Origin of the sequence: Pseudomonas sp. TH31 (genome assembly GCF_016650815.1) — a bacterium.
GTDB lineage: Bacteria > Pseudomonadota > Gammaproteobacteria > Pseudomonadales > Pseudomonadaceae > Aquipseudomonas.
In genome coordinates, this window is record NZ_JAEKEZ010000023.1 from 209,772 (window position 1) to 225,069 (window position 15,298).

The 15,298-nt window shown below is 59.7% G+C and carries 14 protein-coding genes and 2 pseudogenes; 8 read left to right on the forward strand and 8 right to left on the reverse strand.

The annotated features are described in order from the left end of the window. The first annotated feature begins 6 nt into the window (after positions 1 to 6). Positions 7 to 887 (forward strand): annotated as a pseudogene (locus JFV26_RS17120) (LysR substrate-binding domain-containing protein). Between the two features lie 83 nt (positions 888 to 970). Here the strand turns inward: JFV26_RS17120 and JFV26_RS17125 are convergent. Both JFV26_RS17125 and JFV26_RS17130 read right to left on the reverse strand, forming a co-directional pair. Continuing rightward, positions 971 to 1,585 carry an NAD(P)-dependent oxidoreductase gene (locus JFV26_RS17125; RefSeq protein WP_201194252.1) on the reverse strand — a complete coding sequence of 205 codons (615 nt, stop codon included), beginning with the start codon at positions 1,583 to 1,585 and terminating at the stop codon, positions 971 to 973. Between the two features lie 112 nt (positions 1,586 to 1,697). Next, a complete protein-coding gene (locus tag JFV26_RS17130) occupies positions 1,698 to 2,579 on the reverse strand; it encodes an MBL fold metallo-hydrolase (protein ID WP_201194162.1) in 882 nt (293 codons plus the stop codon). Between the two features lie 269 nt (positions 2,580 to 2,848). Here JFV26_RS17130 and JFV26_RS17135 point away from each other — a divergent pair, with 269 nt between their 5' ends. After that, positions 2,849 to 3,754 carry a LysR family transcriptional regulator gene (locus JFV26_RS17135; protein ID WP_201194164.1) on the forward strand — a complete coding sequence of 302 codons (906 nt, stop codon included), beginning with the start codon at positions 2,849 to 2,851 and terminating at the stop codon, positions 3,752 to 3,754. 884 nt (positions 3,755 to 4,638) lie between these two features. Continuing rightward, positions 4,639 to 4,815, forward strand: coding sequence for a hypothetical protein (locus JFV26_RS17140; RefSeq protein ID WP_201194166.1), 177 nt, complete (start codon positions 4,639 to 4,641; stop codon positions 4,813 to 4,815). A 9-nt stretch (positions 4,816 to 4,824) separates the two neighbouring features. Here the strand turns inward: JFV26_RS17140 and JFV26_RS17145 are convergent. Beyond that, a pseudogene (locus tag JFV26_RS17145) lies at positions 4,825 to 5,720 on the reverse strand (helix-turn-helix domain-containing protein). Positions 5,721 to 5,899: 179 nt separating this feature from the next. Here JFV26_RS17145 and pobA point away from each other — a divergent pair. After that, positions 5,900 to 7,093 (forward strand): 4-hydroxybenzoate 3-monooxygenase, encoded by a 1,194-nt coding sequence (gene pobA / locus JFV26_RS17150; protein WP_201194168.1) that lies wholly within the window; start codon positions 5,900 to 5,902, stop codon positions 7,091 to 7,093. A gap of 80 nt (positions 7,094 to 7,173) precedes the next feature. After that, entirely contained in the window at positions 7,174 to 8,688 is a 1,515-nt protein-coding gene (locus JFV26_RS17155; RefSeq protein ID WP_201194170.1) for a DHA2 family efflux MFS transporter permease subunit, read from the forward strand. A 102-nt stretch (positions 8,689 to 8,790) separates the two neighbouring features. On the opposite strand, the gene JFV26_RS17160 is transcribed toward JFV26_RS17155, so the two are convergent. From JFV26_RS17160 to JFV26_RS17175, 4 genes are all read right to left on the reverse strand, one after another. Then, the gene (locus tag JFV26_RS17160) at positions 8,791 to 9,639 is read right to left on the reverse strand and encodes a cache domain-containing protein (protein WP_201194172.1); all 849 of its coding nucleotides are present in this window, start codon (positions 9,637 to 9,639) and stop codon (positions 8,791 to 8,793) included. Positions 9,640 to 9,844: 205 nt separating this feature from the next. Continuing rightward, entirely contained in the window at positions 9,845 to 10,687 is an 843-nt protein-coding gene (locus JFV26_RS17165; RefSeq protein WP_201194174.1) for an ATPase, read from the reverse strand. Between the two features lie 119 nt (positions 10,688 to 10,806). Then, on the reverse strand, positions 10,807 to 11,799 hold the full coding sequence (locus tag JFV26_RS17170; RefSeq protein WP_201194176.1) for an NAD-dependent epimerase/dehydratase family protein: 993 nt from the start codon (positions 11,797 to 11,799) through the stop codon (positions 10,807 to 10,809). A 54-nt stretch (positions 11,800 to 11,853) separates the two neighbouring features. Then, entirely contained in the window at positions 11,854 to 12,747 is an 894-nt protein-coding gene (locus tag JFV26_RS17175; RefSeq protein ID WP_201194178.1) for a LysR family transcriptional regulator ArgP, read from the reverse strand. A gap of 96 nt (positions 12,748 to 12,843) precedes the next feature. Between JFV26_RS17175 and JFV26_RS17180 the strand changes: the two genes are divergently transcribed. The 3 genes from JFV26_RS17180 to JFV26_RS17190 all read left to right on the forward strand — a co-directional run bounded on the left by JFV26_RS17180 (position 12,844) and on the right by JFV26_RS17190 (position 14,627). After that, entirely contained in the window at positions 12,844 to 13,245 is a 402-nt protein-coding gene (locus tag JFV26_RS17180) for an ACT domain-containing protein (RefSeq protein WP_201194180.1), read from the forward strand. A gap of 6 nt (positions 13,246 to 13,251) precedes the next feature. Then, positions 13,252 to 13,854, forward strand: a complete 603-nt coding sequence (locus JFV26_RS17185) for a LysE/ArgO family amino acid transporter (RefSeq protein ID WP_201194182.1) — start codon at positions 13,252 to 13,254, stop codon at positions 13,852 to 13,854. 176 nt (positions 13,855 to 14,030) lie between these two features. Then, positions 14,031 to 14,627: a superoxide dismutase gene (locus JFV26_RS17190; protein WP_201194184.1), complete on the forward strand. Its 597-nt coding sequence runs from the start codon at positions 14,031 to 14,033 to the stop codon at positions 14,625 to 14,627. 253 nt (positions 14,628 to 14,880) lie between these two features. On the opposite strand, the gene JFV26_RS17195 is transcribed toward JFV26_RS17190, so the two are convergent. After that, a complete protein-coding gene (locus tag JFV26_RS17195; protein ID WP_201194186.1) occupies positions 14,881 to 15,147 on the reverse strand; it encodes a DUF6124 family protein in 267 nt (88 codons plus the stop codon). Positions 15,148 to 15,298 lie beyond the last annotated feature (151 nt).

Genomic DNA, 15,298 nt, shown 5'->3' on the forward strand with positions numbered 1-15,298 from the left:
GTCCTCATGAAACGACTGCCTCCCCTACCCGCCCTGCACACTTTTCTGATCACGGCACAGTGCTGCAACTTCACCGGGCTGCCGAGCAGTTGCACATCACCCAGGGCGCGGTGAGCCGACAGATCGCCGGACTGGAAGATCATCTGGGTTATGAGTTGTTCATCCGCCAGGCCCGAGGCCTGGACCTGACCGCCGAAGGACGGGAATGGCTGCCGAGGGTGCAGCAGATTTTCGGCCTGATCGGCGAGGCGGTGGAGCAGATCGGAGCGAAGCGCGAAACCCTGCAACTCAAGGCCCCGACCTGCGTGATGCGCTGGTTGTTGCCGCGCCTGATGCAATGGCAAAAGGAACGCCCGGATGTGCCCGTGGAGCTGACCACCACAGTGCGGCACGGGGTGGATTTTCATCGTGAACAGTTTGATGCAGCGGTGATGTATGGCGCGCCGCCGGACACTTCACTGGCGTCCCTTCGGCTGTTCGATGAGCAATTGACCCCGGTCTGCTCGCGGCCATTGCTCGAAGGGCCCGTGCCGTTGCACTCGCCGCAGGATCTGGAACAACACATGCTGCTGCACCCGACTCGCGACGAGCGCGACTGGAAAGCCTGGTTGGCCACGGCGGATATTCACTTGAGTAATGTCAGCAAGGGCCAGCACTTCGAAACCCTGGACCTGGCGATGTCGATGGCGTCCCAGGGAACGGGGGTGGCGATTGGCGACTGGTCGTTGATTGGCGATGACCTGAGTGCCGGGCGGCTGGTCATGCCCTTTGAATTGAAGGTGAAAACCGGGTTGGCGTATTACCTGGTGCTGCCGCAGAAGCCGACACCTTCGCCGAAGTTGCAGGAATTGTTGGGGTGGTTGGTCGAGCAGGCTCAGGCGCGCTGAGTCGACACACACCGCCATACACCGTAGGAGCTGCCGAACGCGGCCCGAGCCTTCGGCAGCTCCTACGGGGTTGTGTTTTTGGCTTAGTAGCCGACTGCAAATCGCTGACGCGAATGCTTCGGCGTTTCCACTTCATCGATCAGCGCAATCGCGTAATCAGCGAAGGTAATCCAGCTCCGACCTTCTGCGCTCACCAGCAAATCATCCTTGCCGATCCGGAACTTGCCGGTGCGTTCACCTTCAACAAACTCCGCCGATGGCGACAGGAAGGTCCAGTCCAGTTCCTTCTCCTGACGCAGGTTTTCCAGGAACAAGGCACCGGCACCGGCCTCCGCCTTGTAAGCCAGCGGAAAGCCTTCGCTGTCGATGACACGGCCGCCATTTGGCAGCAACAACGAACCGGCACCACCCACCACCAACAGACGTTTGACCCCGGCCTTTTTCACCGGCCCGACCACAGCACTGGAAGGCAACGTCGAGAAGTGCGCAGCGCTGATCACCACGTCATGACCGGCAACGGCGGCTTGCAGTGCCTGGGCATCCAGGGCGTCGACGTTCTTGCTGACGACTCCGGCGCGCTGGCCGATCTTCGAGGTATCGCGGGCGATGGCGGTAACGTTGTGACCGCGACGCAGGGCTTCTTCCAACAGTTGGCTACCGGCACGACCGGTGGCACCGATGATTGCGATTTTGCTCATGACGTTCTCCAGTTGGGTGGGTGTATCCCGTTCAATCAACTTGCTCACGAATCGATCAACTGACTCGCGACTGCTCTGTGTAGGGGTCAAGTACGTTCAGTGAAGCGGCGGGTTACCACTTCATCTCACCCTTGGCGACTTTGGCGCTCAGTTCCAGCGAGCTTTCTTCGCCCAGGGCCGGGTAGCGTTTCTTCATGGCTGCGATCAGTTCAGCAGCGTCTTTTGCCTTGGCGGTTTCTTCGTCGAAAGCCTTGATGTAGTCAGCGGTGAATTGCACGGCAGCCAGGGAACGGGCGCTCTCGCCCAGATAGTGACCCGGCACGATGGTCTTCGGCTTCAAGGTTTCGATCGAATGCAGCGTCGTCAACCAATCAGCGTGGGATTGCGCGGTCTGGGTGTCGGCCATCCACACGTGGATGTTTTCAGCGACGACCACGCCACCGACCACAGCCTCGATTGACGGAATCCACACGAAGCTGCGATCCGGCTGCTTGCCGTCCAGACCCACTACCTGCAATTTCTGCCCTTCGAGCATCAGGCTGTCGCCCTTGAGCACGCCCGGCACGATGGTTTTAGCCGGTACGTCAGCGCCCATTTTCGGGCCCCAGAAGGCCAGTTTGCCGTCGACGGTTTTCTTGATGTGATCCACGGTCGGCTGCGAGGCCAGCACTTTGGCGTTCGGGAAAGCGGCGGTCAGGGTATCGAGGCCGAAGTAGTAATCCGGGTCACCGTGACTGATGTAGATGGTGGTCAGTTGCTTGCCGCTGGCGCGGATCTTCTGCACCACTTGCTCGGCCTGGGACTTGCCGAATTGCGCGTCCACCAGGATCGCGTCTTTCTCGCCGCTGACCAGTACCGATGTCACCGGGAAGATCGCCTTGTCACCCGGGTTGTAGACGTCCAGGGTCAGGGTCGATGCCGCTGCGGCGTGGGCGGCGAAGCCGAGGGTGGCGGTTGCCAGAAGAATGCGCTTGATTGCAGTGAAACCGATCATCTGTTGCTCCGTTGTCGATGGCCCGGGTTGGCCGATGGCTGTGTAGGAGTTCGGCAGGAACTGTGTAGGAGCTGTGTAGGAGCTGTCGAGTGAAACGAGGCTGCGATCTTTCCGAGTTCACTTGAGTCTCAAGCGAAAGATCAAAAGATCGCAGCCTCGTTTCACTCGACAGCTCCTACACAGCTCCTACGGGGACAGAGCTTAGTTGCATGACTCAGTACAAAAAATGCGATGCTTGAACATAGTTTGTTTCTGAAAGTGAGCAAATCATGGATCGTCTACAAGCAATGCGGGTGTTCGTCTCGGTGGTGGACCTCGGCAGCCAGTCAGCGGCGGCCGATCACCTGGACCTGTCACGGCCGGTGGTTTCGCGTTATTTGGCGGAACTGGAGGATTGGGTCGGTGCCCGATTGATGCACCGCACCACGCGCAAACTGAGCCTGACCGCCGCAGGCAGCGAAATCCTGCCGCGCTGCCGGCAGATGCTCGAACTGTCCAGCGACATGCAAGCCGCCATCAGCGAACCGGACGAGGCGCCCCGTGGCCTGCTGCGGATCAGCGTCAGTACCTCGTTCGGCCAGGCGCAACTGGCGGATGCCATGGCCGCTTACGTCAAGCGTTACCCCGGCGTAAGCATCGATATGCAGATGATCGACCGCACGGTAAACCTGGTGGATGAGCGCATTGACCTGGCGATCCGCACCAGCAACGACCTGGACCCGAACCTGATCGCCCGCCGGCTGACGGTGTGCCGCTCGGTGATCTGCGCCTCCCCGGCCTACTTGCAAGAACACCCGTCGCCGCAACGGGTCGAGGACTTGAGCCAGCACAACTGCCTGACCCACTCCTACTTCGGCAAAAGCCTCTGGCATTTCGAACAGGATGGCGAGCAGGTCTCGGTACCGGTGCAGGGCAACATCAGTGCCAACGAGGCCAGCACCCTGTTGCGCGCGACCATGGCCGGTGCCGGCGTGGCGATGCTGCCCAGCTACCAGGCTGGCGTGCACATCCACAGCGGCGAGTTGATTCGCCTGCTGCCCGACGCCGAGCCACGGCAGATGAACATGTACGCGGTCTACGCCTCACGCAAGCACATGCCGGCGACGATGCGCAGCATGCTGGACTTCCTGGTGCTCAGATTCCCCGAAGAACCGGCGTGGGATGTGGGGCTTTAAGATCAAAAGATCGCAGGCTTCGCCAGCTCCTACAGGGTGTACGCCGATCCAATGTAGGAGCTGCCGAAGGCTGCGATCTTTTGATCTTGATCTTCAAGGATCAGCCACCTCTATGTTGGATGTGCCGACGCTATCGCGAGCAGGCCCACCCCACAGGGTGTACGCCGATCCAATGTAGGAGCTGCCGAAGGCTGCGATCTTTTGATCTTGATCTTCAAGGATCAGTCACCTCTATGTTGGATGTGCCGACGCTATCGCGAGCAGGCCCACCCCCACAGGGTGTACGCCGATCCAATGTAGGAGCTGCCGAAGGCTGCGATCTTTTGATCTTGATCTTCAAGGATCAGTCACCTCTATGTTGGATGTGCCGACGCTTTCGCGAGCAAGCCCACCCCCACAGGATGTCCGCCGATCCAATGTAGGAGCTGCCGAAGGCTGCGATCTTTTGATCTTGATCTTCAAGGATCAGTCACCTCTATGTTGGATGTACCGACGCTATCGCGAGCAGGCCCACCCCCACAGGATGTCCGCCGATCCAATGTAGGAGCTGCCGAAGGCTGCGATCTTTTGATCTTGATCTTCAAGGATCAGCCACCTCTATGTTGGATGTACCGACGCTATCGCGAGCAGGCCCACCCCCACAGGGTGTCCGCCGATCCAATGTAGGAGCTGCCGAAGGCTGCGATCTTTTGATCTTGATCTTCAAGGATCAGTCACCTCTATGTCGGATGTGCCGACGCTATCGCGAGCAGGCTCACTCCCACACAGGGACATCAGTGTTCTGAATGACGGGTTACATGCGATCGTCAAGTGAGTGGCAACTCACCGGCGCTGTCCTATGCTGAAGGTAATACCGAAGGGTATTCGTTCAGAGGTCCAACGCCATGAACATCAAGACAAGAAGATACCTCGCCATTTTCATCACCTGCGCGGCAACGCTGGCGCTGTATGGCACGGCTGCCTGGCGGGTCGAGCAGTTGCGTAACCTGCCTCGTGAATTCGCGAGCTGCAACTTCGAGCGCTGCATTCCCCACAACGCGACCCTCAACGCCCTTCGCTAGCGAAACGCGTCAGGCCTCGTTGTCCTGATCGGCCTTCAAGCGGTCGCGGAAGGCCTTGGGCGAGATCCCCACCCGACGCCGGAACAGCCGCGTGAAGTTGGTTGGATCGGAGAACCCCAACACGTCGGACATTTCATAAATGGTCATGCTGGTGTAAGTCAGCAAGCGCTTCGCTTCCAGCAACTGCCGCTCGTGCATGATCTGCAGCGCCGGTTGCCCCGCCAGCTCTCGGCAGGTTCCGTTGAGGTGGGACACGGAAATCCCCAACCGATGGGCCAGGTCCTCGACCTTGACGTGTTGGCGATAGGTCTCTTCCACCAGTTGAATAAACCCGTTGAGGTATTCCCGGCACGCTGCGGACGTTGACTGGCGCTGCGGCGCTGGATCACCTGGCGGCTGACCCAGACCATGATCACGCTGACCAGCGAATGCATGAGCATTTCCCGGGCTGGTTGATGACCGGTGTACTCGCTTTGCAGCGCCGCAAACAGACTGTTGAGGTACTCGCTGTCCTTGCCCGCCGGGTAACTTTCGGCTTGCGCCAGGGCGTTCACCGAATTGCCCAGTTGCACCTGCAGATGGGCAACCAACGGCGCGGCCAGGGTCACGACAAAGCCTTCGACATCCTCGGAAAAACGATAACCGTGCACCGATAACGGCGGCAGGATCAGCATTGCCGGCTCGGTCAAATCAGTGCGTTTACCTTCGATTTCAAGCTCTGCCTGACCTTTGAAGACGAAGAGTAACTGGCACAAATCAGCGTGGCGGTGGGGTTTGATTTCCCATTGATGTTCGCGGCTGCGTTTGGAAATGGTTTCACAGTGCAGCAAGTCGGGGGTCGGCCAGTCCAGGCTTTCACCGTAGAGCTTGAACACCGGAATCGAAGGCAGGTCAGGCTTGTTCATCACTTCAATCCAGGCCTCGGAGTAGACGGGGCGATAATCGCACCGATTGGCAGAATGTACAGGTATCGGCTCAGTTTTCACCTTCAATTGACCGACTCGCAAGGGAAAAATGCAAGTACTCGATCCATAAAAATTATTCACCGGCCGTGGTCGCGTGAAGCTTGCGAGTCATAAAAACAATGAAAACGCTAAAAACCCAAATCGCCATCATCGGCGCCGGTCCGTCCGGTTTATTGCTTGGACAGTTATTGCACAACGCCGGCATCGACACCCTGATTCTCGAACGTCAAACGCCGGATTATGTGCTCGGCCGAATCCGCGCCGGCGTCCTTGAACAAGGCATGGTAGAGCTGTTGCGCCAAGCCGGTGTCGGTCAGCGCATGGACGCCGAAGGGCTGGTCCATGGCGGCTTTGACCTGGCCCTCGACGGCCGCCAGGTGCACATCGACCTGCACGCCCTGACCGGCGGAAAAACCGTGATGATCTACGGCCAGACCGAAGTCACCCGCGACCTGATGGCCGCTCGTCGGGACGCCGGGGCACAGACGATTTATTCGGCAAGCAACGTCGTCCCCCACGGTATGAAAACCGAGGAAACCTTTGTCACCTTCGAAAAGGACGGTGAGACCTATCGCCTCGACTGCGACTACATCGCCGGGTGCGATGGCTTCCATGGCGTGGCCCGGCAATCGATTCCCGCCGAGAGCCTGAAGGTCTTCGAGCGGGTCTACCCGTTCGGCTGGCTGGGGATTCTGGCCGACACCCCGCCGGTCCACGAAGAGCTGGTCTACGCCCGCCACGAACGCGGCTTCGCCCTGTGCAGCATGCGTTCGGCGACCCGTACCCGCTATTACCTTCAGGTGCCGGCCGAGGAGCAGGTCGAGGACTGGTCTGATCAGCGCTTCTGGGATGAGCTCAAATCCCGTCTGCCGCAGGCGTTGGCGGAAAAACTGGTCACCGGGCCATCCATCGAAAAGAGCATCGCGCCGCTGCGCAGTTTTGTGGTGGAACCGATGCAGTACGGGCGGATGTTCCTGGTCGGCGACGCGGCACACATTGTCCCGCCTACCGGCGCCAAGGGTTTGAACCTGGCAGCCAGCGACGTCAGCACGTTGTTCAATATCCTGCTGAAAGTTTACCGCGAGGGGCGCGTGGACTTGCTGGAGAAGTACTCCGAAATCTGCCTGCGCCGGGTCTGGAAAGCCGAACGATTCTCCTGGTGGATGACCTCGATGCTGCACCGCTTCGACGAGCACGATGCGTTCAGCCAGCGCATCAGCGCCTCGGAACTGGACTACTTCGTCAACTCCGAAGCCGGGCGAAAAACCATTGCAGAAAATTACGTCGGGCTTCCATACGAGGCTATCGAATAGCCTGCTACCGACTTACACTGGCGAGCACTGACCCGCTCGCCTTGCCTCTTGCGGGAAAATTATTGCCCGCAGGTTTTATCGTGACCAATCTGAACCAGCCTGAAACGCCCAAACCGGCCATTCGCAGTGTGCTGATCGCCCTGATGCTGGCGATCTTCCTCGGCGCGCTGGACCAGACCATCGTGGCCGTGTCGATGCCGGCCATTTCCGCGCAGTTCAAGGATGTCAGCCTGCTGGCCTGGGTGATTGCCGGTTACATGGTGGCGATGACCGTGGCGGTGCCGATCTACGGCAAGCTCGGCGATCTGTATGGTCGACGCAAGTTGATGTTGTTCGGGATGGGGTTGTTCACCGTTGCATCGTTTTTTTGCGGCATGGCCCAAAGCATGGAGCAATTGGTGCTGGCGCGAATCCTTCAGGGCATCGGCGCCGGCGGGATGATTTCGGTCAGCCAGGCGATCATCGGCGACATCGTCCCGCCCCGGGAGCGCGGTCGCTATCAGGGTTACTTCAGCAGCATGTACGCGGTGGCCAGCGTCGCCGGGCCGGTACTCGGCGGTTACATGACCGAATACCTCTCGTGGCGCTGGGTGTTCCTGATCAACCTGCCGCTCGGGCTCGGCGCGTGGCTGGTGGCCAATCGCACGCTGGTCGGGCTGCCAGTGCCGCAGCGCAAGCCGATCATTGATTACCTTGGCACGTTGCTGATGATTATCGGCTTGACCGCGCTGTTGCTCGGCATCACCCAGGTTGGCCAGGGTCATTCGTGGCGCAGCGCCGAAGTGCTGGGCCTGCTGGGTTGCGCGGTGGTGGTGCTGGCGCTGTTCGTCTGGCATGAACATCGCGCACGGGAGCCGTTGCTGCCGATGCATCTGTTCGCCAACCGCAACGCGATCTTTTGCTGGTGCACGATTTTCTTCACCAGTTTCCAGGCCATTTCCTTGATCGTGCTGATGCCGCTACGCTTCCAGAGTGTCACCGGCGCCGGGGCCGACAGCGCTGCGCTGCACCTTTTGCCATTGGCGATTGGCTTGCCGATTGGCGCCTATTTCGCCGGGCGCCGCACCTCGGTCACCGGGCGCTACAAGCCGATGATCCTGAGCGGTGCGCTGCTGATGCCGATCTCGATTCTCGGCATGGCGTTCAGTGCGCCTCAAGACTTGCTGATGAGCAGCCTGTTCATGTTGTTCAGCGGGATTGCCAGCGGCATGCAATTCCCGACCTCGTTGGTCGGCACACAGAATTCGGTCGCGCAACGGGACATTGGCGTGGCCACCAGCACCACCAACCTGTTTCGTTCGTTGGGCGGTGCGGTCGGTGTGGCGTTGATGTCGGCGCTGTTGCTGGCGTTGTTGCAGGATTCGAGTTTCGCCCACCTGGCCGGCTCGGCGATTGGCGAGGGCAGTTCGGGGAATGTTTTGCTCGACGGCTTGAACGCCGCGCCGGGGGATGCGCAGAACGCCTTGCGTGCGGAGTTGCTGCTGACGTTCCGGCATTTGCTGATGGTCAGTGCGGCGGTGTCGTTGCTGGGGTTGGCGGCGGCGATTGCGATGCCGAACAACGTATTGCGTGGGCGCGAGGATAAGGTCCGTTAAAAGCAAAAGATCGCAGCCTTCGGCAGCTCCTACAGGGGAATGCGTACACCCTGTAGGAGCTGCCGAAGGCTGCGATCTTTTGATCTTCAACCCTTCACAACATCAAGGACTGTAATACCCGACAGCCACCAGAAAATGCCCGACCTTCTTCAGGTACGCATGCTTGTCCTCGACCTTGCCGGTCACCGGGTTCTTCCAGCGATACTCATACTCGCCCTGATCCTGCTTGCCCATCATCGCCAGCATCGGCTCGCCCACCGGTTTGCCTTCCGGGTCGTTGACCTTGCCGAAGTCGGTGTTAATCAGCCGCAGATTAGTGCCATGAGCCACGTAGCGCTGGTTATTCAGGTCAACCACGAAGACATATAGATCGTCCTGCAAGTACCCGCCCTTGAGCGAGTTGATCGCCGTCAGCGTGCCCTTCTCGTCCTTGACCAGGTCAGCCGCCGCTTTATCCAGCAACGCCTGGGCTTGTTGCGCCGACGCCCGTGGCAGGTAGTAGCCGACCGCCAGGATCCGCTGACCCACGCGCTGATAGAACACGTGCTTGCGTTCGACCTTGCCGTCGGCCCAGTTCTGCCAGTGGTATTCGGCCTGTTGAATGCCGTTGCCTTCCGGCACGTTCAAGGCGTCTTTGAAGGCTTTCTGCAAATCCGGTGGCAGCGTCTGCGACACATCCCGGCCGATCAATGCCGAAGACGGCCCACCGCTGGCAAGCATTACGCCATGGGTGTCGACCACGAACACGTAACGGTCCTTGTCGACAAACTCGCCCTGACGGCTGAATGCAGCGAAGGCCTTGTCGCCATTGTCGTGGTAATACGCCAAGGCTTTTTCGAGCAAAGCCCTGGCAGCCGGGCCGTCATCCTTTGGCGCCGTGGCCGCCTGAACCTGGCCCAGGCTCAGCAAAAGCACCCCGCCCAGCAAGGCCAACTTGTGCACAAACCCCATAACGCACCCCTCGTTCTTATTGATGTTTCAAGAGCGTAGACGGGTTGGGGATAGGTATGAATATTCAGCAACCGCTGTGTAGCAGCTGGCGAAGCCTGCGTTCGGCGGCGAAGCCGTCGTGAGATCAGACAACTCGGTGTGTCATGCACACCACGTTGTATGGATTTACGACGGCTTCGCCGCCGAACGCAGGCTTCGCCAGCTGCTACCGGGCGTTGATCTGCTGTTGCAGATTCTGGATCTGCGATTGAAGGGTATTGAGGTTGCGGGTGGTCTGGCCGCGGAACGCGTCGAACTCGGCGGTATTAGCCGCGCCTTGTGGGGCGGCCGGGCGGTTGTCCTGCTGGGCTTTGAGGATGACGATTTCCTGTTCCAGTCGATCGATCGCGGTGCTCGGGTTGCCCTGTTTCTTCAGCGCAGCGATGTCGGCGTTAAGGCTTTTGAGCCCGGCGTCGACTTTGCTGGTGTCGGCAGGCGCGCTCTTCAGGGCGACCAATTCACCGCCCAAGGCTTTGACCTGAGCCTGCAACTGCGTGTTGGCCGCCTGTTGCTCGGCGGTTTGCGCAGTCATCTGCGCCAGGCGCTTGTCCAGTTCGCTGGTCTGACCGACCACACCTTGCTGTTGCTGACTCTGATCCTGGAGTTTGCTTTCCAACTGTTTGATCTGCAGCTTCAGCGCTTCGCTGTCGCTGTTGACGTTGGTCTGACTGGCCACGACCTTGCCGGAAATGTCCTGCAAGCGCCCCGCCGCTTCCTCACTGATCCGCGCGAAACTTTCCTGGGTCGCCACCAGTTGCTGCTCCATCAGCGAAATCTGCTGAAAACTCCACCAGGCCAGGCCCGCGAAGGCAAAGAACAAGGCGCCGACCAATGCCCACAACGGGCCTGTGCCTGGGCCTTTGACTTTAACCGCCGCAGCGCTGCGTGCAGGCGCGGCAGTGCGTTCACGAACGACCGGGATGGTCGGGAATTCATCGTGGTCATGAACGTCGGCGCGCAGGCTTGGTACGTCGTCGAAGTCATCGTTGGCATCGTTACGCATGGACATTGAGTCAACCTTTATGAAACGCGGTGATGGCTTGATGCGGCGAAGTATAACCCCCACTGCCGCAGCGATTGACCCTCAACCCCGAACTCGGTTCAGTATCGGGACAGGTACTACCCGCCTTAGCGAATATCCTGGGCCTTCCACCAGCCGCAGAATTCATCGAGGGCCGCCCAGAGACTGACCTTCGGATCGTAGTCCAGATAATGCCGGGCGCGGCTGATGTCCAAGGTGAAATTTTTGTTCATGACCTGCATGCCCAGACGCGACAGCGTCGGCTCGGGGCGCCCAGGCCAGAGCTTGCACACCCCCTCATTGAGCGCCGCTACGCTGTAGGCCAAGCCGTAGGAGCGGTAGCGAGTCACCTGTGGGACGTCCATTTTTCGCATCACGTAATTCACCACATCCCACAACGGCACCGGCGTACCGTTGCTGATGTTGTAGGCCTTGCCCAACGCTGAACCACTGGCCAGCAAACTGCTGAGCAACGCTTCATTGAGGTTTTGCATGCTGGTGAAATCGACCTTGTTCAAGCCGTTGCCGACAATTGCCAAACGCCCCTTGCGCTGCATTTTCAACAGGCGCGGGAAGATGCTCATGTCACCCGCCCCCGTGACGAAACGCGGGCGCAGGGCGATGGTTTCGAGACCGAACTCCTGGGCGCCGAAGACCTTTTGCTCGGCGAGGAACTTGGTCGCGGCATAGTGATGCTTGAAGCGTTTAGGCACCTGCTCTTCGGTCAGGCCCAGATGATCGCGGCCATCGAAGTAGATCGACGGCGACGACAAATGCACCAGCCGCCGGACCCGTTGCTTCAGGCAAGCCTCGACCACGTTTTCAGTGACCTGGACATTGCCCTGGTGAAAGTCCTGATAACGGCCCCACAAACCGACGGCGCCAGCGCAATGAACCACGGCTTCAACGTCCGAGCACAGGTCGCGTACCAGCTCCGGGTCGCTCAAGTCTCCCTGGATGAATTCGGCGCCACGGCGCACCAGGTGCTCGACGCCCTCGGCCCGGCGACCGTTGACCCGTACGTCCAGGCCCTGCTCCAGGGCGAAACGCGCAAAGCGTCCGCCAATGAAGCCGCTTGCGCCGGTGACCAGAATTTTCATGTAGAGCTCCGATGTCTTTCGTTTTGCGTAATGCGTGAGTCTTGACGCTGCCCGTCAGTCCAACGGCACCAGCCATTGCTTCGACGAACGTACCAATTGGTCAGTGAGCAAACCCAGCAACTGACCGCCATTGCGCCAATGATGCCAGTACAGCGGCACATCAATCGGCATATCTGGCAAAAGCTCGACCAAAACACCGCGTTCCAGTTGCTCGCACACCTGTAATTCCGGTACCAGGCCCCAGCCGAGCCCGGCTTCCGTGAGGCGGATAAAGCCTTCGGACGATGGGCATAAATGGTGCTCGAAACCGCCGTCCACACCCAGGGACGCGAGGTAACGATGCTGTAGGAAATCGTCCGGGCCAAACACCAGCGCCGGCGTGCGCGGCAACAATTCGGCACGCACACCGTCGGGAAAATGCCGGGCCACAAACGCCGGGCTGGCCAACGCCCGATAACGCATGGCGCCCAACAGCACGCTCCGCGCCCCGGCCACCGGGCGCTCGCTGGCACAGACACACGCCGCCACTTCGCCGGCGCGCATACGCTTGAGGCCTACGGTCTGGTCTTCCACTACCAAGTCCAGCAACAAATGCTGTTCGGCGCAAAAATCCCCCACCGCTTCGGCCCACCAGGTGGCGAGGCTGTCAGCATTGAGGGCAATGCGCAGGCGTTCCGGCAAACCTTCTTCGTCCAGCGCCGGCACCAGGGTCTGCAAATCCCGCTCAAGCAAGCGCACCTGCTGCACATGGTTGAGCAAGCGCCGACCGATTTCGGTGGGCGCTGGCGGTGTGACCCGTACCAGTACCGGTTGGCCGACCCGCGCCTCCAGCAACTTGATGCGCTGGGAGATCGCCGATTGCGACAAACCCAGCACCTGCGCGGCCCGTTCAAATCCGGCCTGCTCGACCACAGCGGCCAAGGCGGAAAGCAATTTATAGTCGAACATCAGTTTTCCTAATGAGCGATCAGCACTATTTGTTTTTCTTATACAGCGTAGCGCCGGAGAATGGCCAGCAAGAACTTTTGAACAAGGAATACCGACATGGCTGGCGAAACATCATTGGCAACCCTGCTGCGCAGCATGAGCCCGCAACTTAACGGCGGCGACTACGTGTTTTGCACCCTGCGCGACGGCACGCTGCCGGCAGGCCTGGAAATCGTCGGCAGCTTTCGCGAGCAGGAAGGCCTGACAGTGATTCTGGAACGCTCCCACGCCGAAAAGGCCGGCTTGAGCTTCGACTACGTCGCTGCGTGGATCACCTTGAATGTGCACTCGGCCCTGGAAGCCGTCGGCCTGACCGCCGCATTCGCCACGGCGCTGGGCCAGGCCGGGATCAGCTGCAACGTAATTGCCGGCTACTACCACGACCATTTGTTCGTCGGCCAGGCTGACGCCGATCGTGCCATGCAGGTGCTGCGGGATCTGGCAGCCAACGCGGAGTAGAACGTTATGTGGCAAAGCTATGTAAACGGCCTGTTGGTCGCGGCGGGGCTGATCATGGCGATTGGTACCCAGAATGCGTTTGTGCTGGCTCAAAGTCTTCGGCGCGAGCATCACCTGCCGGTAGCGGCTCTGTGCGTCGTTTGCGATGCGCTGTTGGTGGCCGCTGGCGTGTTTGGCCTGGCAACCGTACTGGCGCATAACCCGACACTGCTGGCGGTGGCCCGTTGGGGCGGCGCGGTATTTTTGATTTGGTATGGCAGCCAGGCGTTGCGCCGGGCCTGTTCGAAACAAAGCCTGCAACAGGGCGAAAACCAGACCGTGCGCTCGCTGCGGGCGGTGATGCTCAGCGCGTTGGCGGTGACCTTGCTCAACCCGCATGTTTATCTGGATACCGTGTTGCTGATCGGCTCCCTCGGCGCCCAACAGACCGAGCCGGGCGCCTACGTCGTCGGCGCGGCGAGTGCCTCGTTGCTGTGGTTTTTCACCTTGGCGCTGGGCGCGGCATGGTTGGCACCGTGGTTGGCGCGGCCGGGCACCTGGCGGATTCTCGACCTGTTGGTGGCCGTCATGATGTTTACCGTCGCGATTCAACTAATCACTTCAGCCTGAATGTTTCAAAAGGCTTTGGAACCTCTATCCCACACAGTTGTTGCGTGGTTATGCCGCACCCCCGGTGCTATGATCCGGTTCGATGCGCCGCAAAGAGTACAAACTCCCCGGCGCTTGTCTGGCCGCCCGTGATCGGCCTTGCGCTCACCGCAACTGACCTGATTAGGAGAATCATCATGGCTTTCGAATTGCCGCCGCTGCCTTACGCACACGATGCCCTGCAGCCGCACATTTCCAAGGAAACTCTGGAATACCACCACGACAAGCACCACAACACCTACGTCGTGAACCTGAACAACCTGGTGCCAGGCACCGAGTTCGAAGGCAAGACCCTGGAAGAAATCGTTAAATCTTCTTCGGGCGGTATCTTCAACAACGCCGCTCAGGTCTGGAACCACACCTTCTACTGGAACTGCCTGGCGCCAAACGCCGGCGGTCAACCTACCGGCGCGCTGGCTGATGCCATCAACGCAGCCTTCGGTTCGTTCGACAAGTTCAAAGAAGAATTCAGCAAAACCTCCATCGGCACCTTCGGTTCCGGCTGGGGCTGGCTGGTGAAAAAGGCTGACGGTTCCCTGGCCCTGGCCAGCACCATCGGCGCCGGCAACCCGCTGACCAGCGGCGACACCCCGCTGCTGACCTGCGACGTCTGGGAACACGCCTACTACATCGACTACCGCAACGTTCGTCCGAAGTATGTCGAAGCGTTCTGGAACCTGGTCAACTGGAAATTCGTGGCTGAGCAGTTCGAAGGCAAAACCTTCACCGCTTAAGATCGATGCCCAAGAAAAAACCCGGCTTAGGTCGGGTTTTTTTATGGGCGATGGAAAAGAATTGTCTGTCAGACCACCTTCGCGAGTAAGGACACCGCTGTACCGGTGGAAGCGCGCCTGCTCGCGATAGCGGCTTGTCAGTCGCAGAGATGTTGAATGTGCCGTCGCCATCGCGAGCAGGCTCGCTCCCACAAGGGAATGTATTTCAAGCCTGCTCGCGAAGAACGATGACGCAGTAGAACAGACTGAATGCCTATTCCTGCGGGTCGACGATATCCAACGCCCGGTTCACGGCCAGTTCCGCCAGCATGACGATCTGCGCGATGGCCAGCGCCGTGCTGCGCTGGGGGCCTGTCAGGTAGGTGGCGAAATCACTGGCCAGGACACTCGCCGAGGCTAATGACTCACAGGCGTGGGCCAGGAGGGTTTCGGTGTTCATGTCCGGGGTGATCATGAACATGTGGCTGGGGTTATAGGGTTTGGTGGTGTTGAGGGGTGGGTCTGGGATTAACTTATCCATGAAAACTCCTATTAGTAATGGGAGCCATGCCTCTCGCCGGATCTCAAGCGACGAAAAGGTGGCAGCTATGTGCAGAGTGAGATCACCGGTAATAGGCACCCGGCCGGACCGAAGTCCGCCCGCACACAGCCGCCATAACGCATATTCAGGC